Below are 12,948 nucleotides of genomic sequence, written 5' to 3' on the forward strand. Positions count from 1 at the left end.
ATGGTGCGTCGTTTCAGTGAGGCGAACGGACTACTGAACGATCTGCTGGATCGCTACGAAGGTGGGACCGCCAACCCCATCGCACATCCCGACTATGACGCATTTCCCAACGTGGTGGCTGCGGACGTCTTCCTGAGGCAGATCGCGCGGGCCGAGGCGGTCGGCGCCGTTAGTCTCGCAAGGGGACGCGGAACCAGGCGGGATCAGATTGTGCACGTCAGACTTCAAACCGCGGACGCGCTCTACCACTATCTCGGACGCGTTCCGGCCGCTCAGATCGCCCAAGAGGCTGGTAGGCGCCTCTGTGCGGACATCGCGCTGGATTGGCGCTTGGTGGAAGCGGCTGCCGCGATAGCGGAAACTTGGGGGCGAGCCAAGAGCTGGCACGGGTTCGCCTCATCCGATGTGGACAAGCTCCGCGACGCCTTCGCCCTCGCCCAAGCAATTCTGGAGAATAGGCATTTGGATGTCGATTATCGGACCTTCTCGCGAAGAACGGTCGGCGATAGCAAAGCCCTCGAACGCATCGAAGGCGCGGTCGTCCGACTTCTTGGCGGAATCCTCGAGCTCCCGCCCGGAGCGCGGCCCCGCGAGGCGCTGCGCACGATCGGATTGGAGCGCTTCGCGCCACCGCTTCTCATCGCCGGAAGGATCGATCTCGATGGCGCCGATTTGTCCCAGATTTCTCCACGCTATCTAGGCATCCCGCCCAAGGAGGCGGATCGCATCCGATTCCGGCGGCCACCAGCCTACCTTCTCACCATCGAAAATTTCGCGAGCTTCAACAGACATGTCGCCGAAGCCGATCCAGATCGAGAGGGAGTGACGATGTACGTGGGCGGATACCCCTCTCTCGCCACCCAGCAGGCGCTGCGCGCGATTACGCAAATGGTGTCTGGAAACACGCCGATCTTCCACTGGTCAGACATTGATCCGGATGGGACGTGGATATTCCACACGATCGAGCGCGCAGTCGGACGTCCGATTCGACCCCACCTCATGAGTGTCGAAATCGCCGAAAGATCGGGGCAGGTGCCGCTGAGGAAGGCCGCTCCGGCGCGGTGTCCACCAGACTCCGGTATTGCGGTGCTCGCGGCCTATTTAGCAGGGGACGGAGCAAAGACGCTTGAGCAAGAGGAGCTCAATCCCGTCTTACCGGATCCTACCGCTCCGCCGTGAGCGTCGGTAAAAACCAAGAGCGGTCGATATCATGGAATCGAGCACTGTCAATTCCTCCTGCAAGGTGTTCGAAAGTGGGATACTCTCTGTGGTCGGTGACGACCTTGGCGATCTTCGAGCGCATAACCACACGGCCACGCTCACCGACTGCGTGGCGGCCGTCGAACAAGAAATAAGATGGCCCCGTCGCCTTGGTGCCGCGAAATATTTCGCCGGCGCTCGTCCGTGATTTGTTCGCTATCATTTCTCAACAGCTTGCGACGTCTAGCGCTCCACCAACTGTGTTCCGCTCAACCTCCACCGGTATTGTGGGCACCGTCACGACCTGTTTGGTCGCGGACGGGATCTTGCTGAATTGCTTGTGCGCAACGGTCTTGCGTTGAACTGGCCCGAATAGTCGGAGGGCAGATACCATGAGGCTCAGCACGAGGTGCGCGTGGCCCAGGGTAGCTGGGAGGGTAGCTATGTCAAGCCGATGGCTTGATCGTGCATGCGCCGCCTGGTTGGACGAATTCCCATCCCAGGCGCCAGCCAGTGCGAGGCATCAATCCACGACATGCGTCATCGCACTCGAGCAGCTTACCCTGGTGCGGTTTGGGCGACTCATTACGCATCGTTCTCAAGCACCTCACTGCACAATGGGAACGAAATGGTTGCAGCCAGCCGTGAATTGCCGGTCTCTTGTTACGGGCTTGAAGTGGACGGCCGACTCGAAGCCGAGTTTACAACGAGAGACGGCGCCCGGGCGGGTAGGGAAGAATTAAAGAAGCGCTTTCCCATGCTTCAGATCAGGATTCATGACGCGCAGACGAATGCGCCCGAGGAAATCTAGATCCTCCGTCTCAAGTCTACGGTCCATCCATTGCGCACGGCTGCGGAGCTCCTCGCCGGGGGTACTCGGGAAAGGCGCCCGCCGCCATCAAGAATGCCGGCGTCGCTATCACTGCCCCGTTCCCGGGTACCCATTTAACCGGTCTCGTCGCTGCACTCGGTCCCGCGTGCCGCCTTCGGCGTCGCTATGCTCACGCTCCTGCGGGTGCCATTTTCCGTTGAAGCGATGCGCTGCGCGCACGCCTGCTGGGCGAAGTCCGCTGCAGAATGGGATTTCGAGCTGGCCTCGTCGTAGATTGGCGTCCGCGCACTGCGTATGTGCGGGGAAGGCTAAATCGGTTCTCGTAAGCCGGCACGTGGTCGTCTGATCATAGCATCGATTTTCTCGCACAATGGGCCGCGAGCAACAGTGCTGTGTGCCTTTTCCTGTGACAAGCTGCGAGAGAGGCTGCCGGTCTGTTGCAAAGACAGAACAGCACACGTCAACGTTTCCGAGCGTGTTTGCTTTGGCCGCTACTCAGAGGCGCTCAGCGTCAAGGAGCTGCGCCGCGATCTTGCTCTGTGCGATCATTGGCCGAGGCCTTTCGCGCCCTCTCTATTGTTTCTCGTTCATTTGGCTCTATGCGATCGAACCAAGAGCCTGCAGGAAAGGCTGCGATACGTTTGGCAAAAAAAGATTGAGGCTCCCAATCTTGTCCTTCGCTTTTCTCGAAAGCGATGACGCCGTTGCGAGTAAAATAATGGGGCCCTGGGATCTTGCAGTTCACCAAAAGCAGAACGCGCCAAAGATCACCCTTTTTCGTCGGTTTGTCATTCGGTTTCGCCGCGTAATCCACCGCAACGGGCTCAATGATATGGCACCGGCCGTGCCGCAGAAGATTGCCGAGCTTGCCTTGTGCGGTCGTTACGAAGTTGAAGTTAACAGGATCGTGCAGAAAGCGAAGATTTGCGTCCCTTTCGCCATCGGTGACCTCACTGGCGATCAACGAGAGCGCAAAGGCGCGCCAGCCCAATTCAATCGGCTTGGCATATGGCGACGCAAGTCTGATCGTTCCGTCGGTCGCGATCTTCCAAGTGATTGCGTACTGTTCGTCTGATTTGTTGTCTTGGTGCCTGGTCCACGAAAAGTACACATACTCTGTTCGGTCAATTCCTTCAGCGACTCCCCACGACCGAGGGACGAAGTGAGCCACCTTCGAGACCTTGGAGATGATTTGTTCTATAGTCTCGCCGTCTTGCGCTCGCCACGTTGACTTGACCCTTTCGACAAGCGCGCTGTCGTTGGCGCGAACGTTGCTGTTTGTCGCTGCCAGCCCGGCCAGGCAGATCAGCGATCGACCGAGACAGAACCAAAGCACGCGCGTTCCAGACATTCTCTTCATTGCTGCCGGCCCATCTGGTTCTCATCCACGCGTCAATTCCAAAGCGGACAATCTTCGACGTGCTCTACGAGATCGCTAGAAGTTAGCGGCAACGTGACGCGAGCACCTGCTGATGTCCCGCGCAAGCAGGCGCTGTCCCTCGATGTCACGCGCCGCTAACTTCAGTGGTCAGCCAAAGCTTCAACTTGCAATGCTGGACCAGCCCAGGAGGAGAAGCCTGGGCAAGCGAGGACTTGCATTCTTCGTGCCAGGCAATAGCAGGCAGTTCGCACCAGATTTGTGCCGCCTTTGTCGACTTCCCGACCTGCGCACCTTATTTATGTTGCCATTAAGCCTATTCGCAGCGACTTTCGTGGCTCATTCCTGTCACGCACTGGATCTCCGAGCAGCGCAGTTTTGAAAGCCTCGCTGCCAGAAGCCAGACGACAATTGAGTGCAGGTTTGCCGCCATCGAACCGGTGTGGTCCGGGGTCGTTGCCGCTGCTGCCAAGGTCGAGAGTGCCTCAACCGGTTGTGCAAGGCGCTTTATGGCCACAACGAGGCGAAGCCGCCCATCAGCGGCGAGCGATTAGGAATTGGCGCTCGCAAGTTCAAAAGTCAGGCAGACGATGGGACGACGACATTCGCCGCTCGCGTGATGGCCCGCTTCGTGACCGGCGTCTATCAGTTCGTCGCCGTAGTCAACATTTGGAAGAGCCGCGCTTCCATGCAGTCGTACCGACCGGGCAAGAAGGCCAAGCCCCTCGGGTTGAGCTAGCTTCGGCTTGAACTGCTCAAAACGTTCGAGAGCATCTGTCTGACGGCCGGGTTCATAAGTGGCCTTGCTATCCACCCGAACAGGCCGACCGCAAAGACGGCAGCAGCAAAGACGCCGAGGGCACTCCAAACAGCCATTTTCATTGCGAGCTACTCTTTTCGTTGGTGATTCACTATGCTTACTTTTCGCAGTATCGCCAAAAAACGTCCGCATGGCGCCTACCAGGATTGGTCGTAGATCAACATGCTCGCTGAGTATGCCGGCGGATTTAGCGTATAGCGCGCCTATTCACACTGGTTGTTGGTGGAGAAAGGGGGACTTATCGAAGGGTGCTCGATGAATGTTTGAAAGCTGGATCGCGTGAAGAGCGTCCTGTCTCGGCACCGTGACCTTCATCGCCCAGGCCGCATTCGTCTCTTCCATGATCTGACACGCGGTCCGACGCCAACGCGCCTCGCAGATGGTCACCCCGATATCTGTGATTGGAGAGTGGCTTCAACGTCGCGATCAAGAGTGGCCGTGCATCGTCAACACGTAGGAGACGTCGCAGCATCAATTTGAGAGGTTGACGGCGGAGTTGTCTTGCCGATAATCCAAGTCGTCGAGGTGCTCCGGTTCCTGCTTGATCCGGAGCTAAGAGGGAAGCCGGTGATGCCGGCGCTGCCCCCGCAACTGTGAGCGGCGAGCCGCTGTCCAACAGAGTCACTGAAGCCTGCGCGGCTTCGGGAAGGCCGGACAGTGGCGATGACCCGCGAGCCAGGAGACCTGCCCCGACAATATGTTCGTCCACGGGCGGGGTGTCCCGGTGGTGCGCCAAGCAGCCGTCGCTCGCGCGACGTCTCCTGCCTGCGTCCGCCATGGCCTTTGCCCCCAACATGGGGTTAACGCTATGTCTCTTCTCTCGCTTCCGGTTGCCACGCTCGGAACGCCGCGCATCGGTCCAAGACGCGAGCTTAAACTCGCGCTCGAAAGCTATTGGGCCGGAAGAATCAGCGAACAGCAATTGCTCGAGGACGCAGCCGGCCTACGTGCGGCGAACTGGGCGCGCCAGAAATCCCTCGGTGTCACCATCATTCCGTCGAACGATTTCTCGCTATACGATCAGGTGCTCGACACCAGTGTCATGGTCGGCGCCATCCCGGAAGTCTATGCCTCGAAAGCCGAGCCTGCTTCTCTCAAGACGTATTTCGCCATGGCACGCGGTTCACAAAGCGGCAGTCAGGATGCGAGTTGCGGTCACGGACCTCGCGGCTATGGCGCACCCGCGCAGGAGATGACCAAGTGGTTCGATACCAACTACCACTACATGGTTCCGGAATTTCATCGGGGGCAGACTTTCAGACTCTCCTCTCGCAAGCCTATCGAGGAGTATGAGGAAGCCAAGGCCCTTGGCTTTCAGACGCGCCCTGTCCTGATCGGTCCGGCCACTTTCTTGAAGCTAGGCAAGAGTGCGGATCCCGCGATCCAGCCACTGTCACTCCTGGATGACCTGATACCGATCTATATCAAGGTTCTGCAGGAATTGGCCAAACGCGGAGCAGAATGGGTTCAATTTGACGAGCCCTGTATGGTCCTTGATCTGGATCAGGGGGCAAAAAAATCTTTGCTGCATGCCTATGACCGGCTCGCCAAGGAAGGGCCGGCCATCAAGATCATGGTTGCCAGCTATTTTGGCCACCTTGGCGACAATCTTCACACCGCCTTGCGCCTACCTGTTGCCGGCCTGCATGTCGATCTGGTTCGGGCGCCGGAGTTATTGGATCAGATCATTGCTGCCGGGCGAAGTGAACTCGTCATGTCACTCGGCGTGATAGACGGTCGCAATGTGTGGCGGACGAATTTGTCGGCGCTGCGCCAGCGGCTCGATCCCGCCATTGCGAAGCTCGGCAAGGATCGCGTACAGATCGCCCCATCCTGTTCGCTGCTTCACGTGCCGGTCGATGTTGAACTCGAAACGGAACTTGCCTCCGATGTCAAGAGCTGGCTTGCGTTCTCGGTTCAGAAGATTCGCGAGCTTGCGACCTTGGCACGGGCACTCGCAGGCGATCAGGATGTTGCCGACGCTCTTGCGGAATCGGAGCGCGTTACCACCCGCCGCGGAACTTCCCCGAAGATCCGTGACGCCAATGTCGCCGTCCGGATGAGTGCGATCAATCAGACCATGCGACGGCGCGTCAGCCCATTTGCCAGCCGTGCCGAGATCCAACGCAAGCGCTTCAAACTGCCGGCGTTTCCGACCACGACGATCGGATCGTTTCCGCAGACCGCAGAGGTGCGTAATGCCCGCGCGGCGCACGCGAGAGGCTCGATGAGCGACGGGCAATACGACAAGTTTCTCAAGGAGGAGACTGCGCGTGTTGTCCGTTGGCAGGAGGACATTGGCCTGGACGTGCTCGTGCACGGCGAGTTTGAGCGCAATGACATGGTGCAGTACTTCGGCGAGCAACTCGCCGGCTTCGCATTTACCAAAAACGGCTGGGTACAATCCTATGGCTCGCGCTGCGTTCGGCCACCGATCCTGTTTGGCGACGTCTCGCGGCCGAAGCCGATCACCGTGGACTGGTGGCGCTACGCGCAATCACTAACCAACAAGCCGATGAAGGCGATGTTGACCGGACCGGTAACGATTTTGAACTGGTCGTTTGTTCGCGATGATATTCCCAGAAGCGAGGCCTGCCGCCAACTTGCGCTCGCGATCCGAGACGAAGTCAGGGATCTCGAGAATGCGGGTGCGACCATGATCCAGATCGACGAAGCAGCGCTGCGCGAGGGGTTGCCACCGCGTCGATCGGAGTGGGCGGCCTATCTCGACTGGGCCGGGGATTGCTTCCGCATCTGCTCATCGGGCGTCGCCGATCAAACCCAGATTCATACCCATATGTGCTACTCGGAATTCAACGACATCATCGATGCGATTGCTGCAATGGACGCCGATGTCATCTCGATCGAGACCTCGCGCTCGAAGATGGAATTGCTTGACGCGTTTCGGAACTACAAATATCCAAATCAAATCGGGCCGGGCGTGTACGACATCCATTCTCCTCGCGTGCCCGAGACAAGCGAGATGACGGGACTCATGGCGTTGGCTCGCAAGCGGCTGCAGGACTCGCAGCTCTGGGTCAATCCGGACTGCGGCCTGAAGACGCGGAAATGGGAGGAGGTTCGCCCAGCACTGGTCAACATGGTCGCTGCCGCCCGCGAGCTGCGCGCTGGATCCGCTCCCGTCGACCGTTGAGCCTTGGCCTGTTGTCTCTCGTCGAGAAAGCCGATCGCTTGTGGGACTTTGCGCAGTCGGTGATCGTGAGGGGACTTGGGGAACGAAAAAGCCCGGCCGCCTTTAGCGGCCGGGCGAAGTGTGTCCGGGAGGAGCGACGCTCTATGCATCGCACCGACGTCCATCGGCGGAGGGAGGACAGCCGATGGTTCGATCACGGCGAGGGCATCCGCCGAAAATCTGACCACAGTTAAAACAAAAGCTCAGCGGAGCTCAATTATGCCGTGGTATGCCGCCGATATTGCCTGGGATTAAAAATCTACACTAAGGTTTGTCGCTGATGAGTATTTTCGCAACGTGTTGCCGAGTTGAGCGACGTGGGCGGTAGTCGGGCCGTCATGGGCCGGCACCAAAGCGCACCTTGGTAGGCGTTCCTGCCGGAAACGGTGGGCTAGATCAACGCGACTATACGAAACTGCCGACGGAAAAAGAATGAGCGGGCTTGCTATTGATGCAGGCCCTGCTTACGCCAGTCTTGGGTCCGCGGGTTCCAAGCTTTGGTTGAGATCTTGTACAGCTTGGCAGACGAGCGGCGAACGGGATGCCGATCGGCGTGCTCTTCAGCGGTGTGATTGGTCGTCATCCTAAAGCATAGCCCAGTTGCGGGGATACTGAGCTCGGATTCTGAAACGCTGGGTTTCGCTTAGTCGCTAGACCGCATGACTATGTGTAGCGCCGGACCTAAGGAGGTGAGCGTCGAAGACTGATGCGACGCACCGGGCCAGGAACTCTGCGCCCTGGGCTACAGTGAGCCGGCCATCATCAATCGCCACGACGCCATCGGCGATAAGGCTGCCGAGACGAGAATGATCGACAACGGCTAATCTCGGATCTCGGCCGTAACGACGGGATGTCTCGGAAAGATCAACCGCAAAGTCGCACATGATTCGCTCGATGATTTCGGCGTGGAAGCGATCGTCATCGGTCAGTAGATAGCCCCTTGCGATGGCGAGCCGATCCTGGGAGATGCGAGCAAGGTAGTCCTTGGTCGAGACCGCGTTTGCGGCAAACCCCTGTTGCATACGGCCGATGGCGCTGGCGCCCAGACCAATGAGGACGTCAGCGCAATCGTCAGTATAGCCCTGGAAGTTGCGCCTCAGCCCGCCTTCCTGCCTCGCTAAGGCGAGATTGTCGTTCGGCAAGGCGAAGTGATCGACGCCTACGCGAACGTATCCAGCATCCACCAAAGCTCCCGCGATGGTTTCGGCCTGGAGGTGGCGCGTGACGCTGTCGGGTAGGCTGGACGCATCGATCCTGCGTTGATGTTTCTTGAACGAAGGAATGTGCGCGTAGCCAAAGGCCGAAAACCGGTCCGGATGAAGCTCGAGGCACTTGGCGACGGTGTCGAGGCACGAAGCGACCGTCTGCCGGGGCAGGCCATAGAGCAAGTCGAAATTGATCCGGCCGACGCCGGCGCGGCGTAACCGATCGACCGAGGTCGCGGTCTGTCCGAAGCTCTGCAGACGATTGATGCCGTGCTGAACAACTGGATCGAAGCTCTGGATACCAAGGCTCGCCCGGGTGACCCCGCAAAAGCCCAGCGCCTCGGCCATCGGCTCGCTCAACGTGCGTGGATCGATCTCTACGGCGATCTCCGCATCGGGCAGGACAGCGAAGGAATGGCGCAACGAACCGACGAGATCAGCAAATGCTTCAGGTGTCATGATCGTCGGGGTACCGCCCCCGAAGTGGATATGAGAGATCGGTTGCCGTCGACCAAACGTTTCTGCAACGAGGTAAGCTTCAGTCCGCAGTCCCGCTGCATAGATCGCGATCGGCTCCTGGCGTTTCGTGACAGACGTGTGGCAGCCACAATACCAGCACATCTTTCGACAAAACGGCACGTGAACGTAGATCGATGCGGATTGCTGGGCGTCCAACGACTTGAGCCACGTTTGGTAGTCGGATTCGCAAACCGATGCTGAGAAATGGGGGGCCGTCGGATAGCTGGTGTAGCGTGGCAGCCGGTGCTGCCCGTAGGAGTCTGCCAAGTCCGGTCGCATTCGGATGCCTTTCTTCCTCCTTGGGCCAGATTACCGGACACGCAGCAGATAAGCTTTGCGCTGGCTCAAATATCGCGTCGGACGATCGTGGCCATCATGCCGAAATTGGTAGGGCATGCCCGTGGCGTATGCATCGCACTTTGGGACGCAATGAGGCGCTCGCCCGGCCGCAATGAGCAGCATCTATCCGCGCGGGCCTCTGTAGTTCGTTGGTGATCAAATCCGGTCAGCGAACCGAGCCGCAATCGGTTAAGGTCATTCCCTGTGCTGGCCGGAGCGCTCGACGAGCGGCCGCAACCATCCATTCCGATCGGTCGGCGTGGGGTTCGTTTGGCGCGTGATCAGCGTGGCGTAGGCCAAGCCATATTGCCATTACCCTAGCGACGCACAGGTCATGGAACCTGCCGGACCCGGAGTGTATGGATTTCGGCGGCCGTGCGCAGCGTATGCGCGCCGGGAAGATTATCATCTTCATTTCAACAGGACGATCATGACGTCCACTTCCCATCGTGACACGTCGGCGATCAACTACGGTCCATCGGCTTTGGCGCCATCTGGCGGCTTGCCGGCCATTGCGGACGAAAACGCGACCGAGCTCCGTTCGGCTTCAGCTTCTTGCTCCAATTCTAGAATATGCGCTCTTAGCGCATCGGATGTCGCTTCCGCTGTCTTGCTGAATAACGGATCCCCGTCATTGGTGCGGGCGGATGCGATTTCGGTCCAATCCTCAGCCGATAGAGCCTTAACGGCGGCGGGGAAGAAGTCTCGTTCTTCCCACATCATGTGGTGCCGCTCCCGCATTATAAAGTCGCGTACGATGTTGCTGACGTCTTGCCGAACGAGTTCACGATCCGCGAGGATACCATCGATAGCTTGAGCGAAGTGATGCAGACGGTCGATGACTTCCCGGTGTTCGTGCGCGAGATCGCCGACGATTGCAGCCGCGTCCGGGTCGCGAGTTCTAAGCTTGGAGAAAATCAGGTCTTCCTGAGGATGATGGTACACCTCCGGGTAAACCTCGAAGTAGCTGATAATCGCGCGAATTACCTCATAGTCTGGACGGATCCCATGCTCAAAAATCTCCAATTCGCGTTGGAGGGCGACCAGAAGCAGGTCAATGTTGCGATGCTCTCGAAGCAAAAGATCGATGATCATTGCGGTGCTCCACGGAGGAACAATGTAAATGCCGATCCTGCATCCATCTAGATCGCCCAAGCAGAGGTTCGGGCGTCCGTCGTGCAGTGCGATTTGTCGGACGTTCGATGCTTAGGGTTTGCGTATTTCCCAGCGCCTCTCGAGCTTACCCCAGATCCTGCGCAAAGCGGCTGGACAGTTTGTCGCTCCGTAGCTCGATTCGGCGCAAAGTCGGCAGCGCGATCACGCCATTCTGCTCAAGTTGAGTGAGCGTGCGTGAAACTGTTTCGATGGTCAAACCAAGGTAATCGGCAACATCCTGCCGCGACATGGGCAGTTCGATCGCAGCGTTCTTCGTCGCGCGGCGTGACATATCGAGCAGGAATGTCACGACGCGCTCTTCAGCGCTGCTGATCAGGAGCATCAGATGTTCCTGAAAGCGGCGGAGTTCAAGCGCCATCGCATCCCAGAGCTGCCGTGTGAGCTCGCTCTCGTGGCTGGCGCGATCGATGAGGGCACTGCGCTTCACCGTCAAAAGGTGCGTTTCACAGACCGCCTCCGCCGAAGAGATATGGCTGTCTCCTGCCTCAAAGCCGAAGATGTCACCGGGCAAATAAAACGCGCCAATCTGACGACGTCCATCCACCATAATCCTGTAGCTTCTCACAGCACCCGATACCACCTGATATAGGTATTCCGCTGCTTCGTCCTCGCCATAGATCTCGCTGTTGCGGGCGAACCGCATCGGGGTCGCAACCATACCAAACGGTCCATAGGTACGAGGCTGGCCACGCAAGACGCTGCTCGGATGATGGCTGATCTCGTGAATACTCGCGGCCTGTACGTACATGGCGGACTCGATCTTCGAAACGTCGATAGGACGCAGATTGGCCGTTTCCAACGAAGTGGAAAATTTGGATGTTTCCCCTAAGTAGAACCCACTAAGTATTTATACGTAAGAATACGTGCGGCGCAGCCCTTTGGTTGATCGAACACGGCTCAAAGTCGACCGGGCTGCGTCTGGATTGGAAAGCTGCATGCCGGGTTACCGGTCGTTCAGCTTGAGCTCGGACATCGTCGGGTAGAGCGGTGACAAGATTGTCCACGCTCATCGAGATCGGTAGCGTAGGTGCAATATTCGAAAACGGCGGCGCATGCTCAGCGGTTACGCCTCGCGAGCGAGGGCGGGTGCACGAAAGCCAAACAGCCGGCGCTCCTGTTCTTCAGATCGGCGGTCGGCCGGTGCCTCCCTCCGCCGGTGACTGGCCGCGTTCAGACCGCAACCAGCGGCATGTCGCGTCGAAAATTCTTGCCTTCAGTGTGACATCAAGACCGGGACGGAGTTTGCACGAAGCAGGTCTGCTGAGAGGTCCCCGCGCAGCCTTTCGCGCAGCCGACAGCGGCCGTATCCGCCCATCACCAGCAGGTCGAGGCTTTCGTCCGCGACAAGCGACAAGAGTGCGCGGTGCACCGACTTGGATGCTGGAAGCGACACGACCTTTGCAGGAAGCCCTGACCGTGCAAGATACTGTTCCAAGTGCTCGGTGGAACTTTCTGCCGGGATCTTGTGGGCAGAAGTGATCGCGATGATGGTCAGCGCGCCGGCTTCGCGCAGCAGCGGCATCGCGTCGTGCAACGCGCGGGCCGCAGGGCGGCTGCCGTCCCAGCATATCCCGACCCTTCTGGCCGAAAGAGCGCCGTGGAAGACGCTTGGCAGATACAGAACTGGCTTGCCGGCCTGGGACAGGATCTCCTTGGGAATAACGTTGTCATAGCTGTCGTAGCCGCTCTGGGGCTGTGTGACGATCGTCATGTCGTGCACGCGCGCGCTGGCGCAGATGCTTCGACGTGCCTCCGCTGGAAGTGCACTGAGGGCGCGGCTTGCATAGGAAATGCCGGCGCTCCTCGCCTGCAGATCAAAGATACGAAGCGCCGCTTCGGCTCGCTCCAGCGCATGCGCCTGCTCGATTTCAAAGACCGAAGTAACGGCCGCCCCGCCGAGTGCAGCGAGCGGAATAATGGTCCTCTCGTAACCGATTGCCATAGCGTCAAGGTGCGCGCCCGTGATCTGTGCGAAGGAAATCGAACCGTTCACCGTAGCCCGTACCGGGAGCTCCGTGGGAAGATGGACCAATATATTCCCGAACATTGCGGTTCTCCGGACGTGAAAGGATTGCTGCCCATCGGAGCATAAATCTGACCGCGCATTTGATCTGCTTCATGCACGGTCGTTGATTTGTCGAGGCAAGATCAAATCGGCGACGGACAGTTCGTGCAGGTCCGATGCCAAGTAGAGCCAGCATGGCATGTGTTGCATCGGTCATGTCAACCATGAATCCTGCACGATTCGTGCAGAGCGAGTTTTGCTGCACAGATGAGGGGGATTGA

8 protein-coding genes and 1 riboswitch are annotated in these 12,948 nt (G+C 58.7%); of the genes, 2 read left to right on the top strand and 6 right to left on the bottom strand.

The annotated features are described in order from the left end of the window. A complete protein-coding gene (locus ACVMB1_RS02615) occupies positions 1-1,179 on the top strand; it encodes a Wadjet anti-phage system protein JetD domain-containing protein (RefSeq protein WP_456848196.1) in 1,179 nt (392 codons plus the stop codon). A gap of 1,364 nt (positions 1,180-2,543) precedes the next feature. Here the strand turns inward: ACVMB1_RS02615 and ACVMB1_RS02620 are convergent. Together ACVMB1_RS02620 and ACVMB1_RS02625 are read right to left on the bottom strand one after the other, a co-directional pair. Further along, on the bottom strand, positions 2,544-3,392 hold the full coding sequence (locus tag ACVMB1_RS02620) for a nodulate formation efficiency C protein (RefSeq protein WP_456814041.1): 849 nt from the start codon (positions 3,390-3,392) through the stop codon (positions 2,544-2,546). Positions 3,393-3,960: 568 nt separating this feature from the next. Further along, positions 3,961-4,224 (bottom strand): hypothetical protein, encoded by a 264-nt coding sequence (locus tag ACVMB1_RS02625; protein ID WP_141713270.1) that lies wholly within the window; start codon positions 4,222-4,224, stop codon positions 3,961-3,963. Positions 4,225-4,736: 512 nt separating this feature from the next. Then, positions 4,737-4,936, top strand: a riboswitch (cobalamin riboswitch). A gap of 102 nt (positions 4,937-5,038) precedes the next feature. Between ACVMB1_RS02625 and metE the strand changes: the two genes are divergently transcribed. Continuing rightward, on the top strand, positions 5,039-7,384 hold the full coding sequence (metE, locus tag ACVMB1_RS02630; RefSeq protein ID WP_069276038.1) for a 5-methyltetrahydropteroyltriglutamate--homocysteine S-methyltransferase: 2,346 nt from the start codon (positions 5,039-5,041) through the stop codon (positions 7,382-7,384). A gap of 689 nt (positions 7,385-8,073) precedes the next feature. Here metE and hemN read toward each other — a convergent pair. From hemN to ACVMB1_RS02650, 4 genes are all read right to left on the bottom strand, one after another. Further along, complete coding sequence (gene hemN, locus ACVMB1_RS02635) at positions 8,074-9,426, bottom strand: oxygen-independent coproporphyrinogen III oxidase (protein ID WP_253587725.1); 1,353 nt, start codon at positions 9,424-9,426, stop codon at positions 8,074-8,076. 528 nt (positions 9,427-9,954) lie between these two features. Beyond that, the gene (locus tag ACVMB1_RS02640; RefSeq protein ID WP_253587724.1) at positions 9,955-10,581 is read right to left on the bottom strand and encodes a hemerythrin domain-containing protein; all 627 of its coding nucleotides are present in this window, start codon (positions 10,579-10,581) and stop codon (positions 9,955-9,957) included. Between the two features lie 145 nt (positions 10,582-10,726). After that, positions 10,727-11,410, bottom strand: a complete 684-nt coding sequence (locus ACVMB1_RS02645; RefSeq protein ID WP_245313758.1) for a helix-turn-helix domain-containing protein — start codon at positions 11,408-11,410, stop codon at positions 10,727-10,729. Between the two features lie 465 nt (positions 11,411-11,875). Further along, positions 11,876-12,709 carry a universal stress protein gene (locus ACVMB1_RS02650; protein WP_456848197.1) on the bottom strand — a complete coding sequence of 278 codons (834 nt, stop codon included), beginning with the start codon at positions 12,707-12,709 and terminating at the stop codon, positions 11,876-11,878. Between the last annotated feature and the right edge of the window lie 239 nt (positions 12,710-12,948).

It is taken from the genome of Bradyrhizobium sp. USDA 4504 (assembly GCF_054063995.1).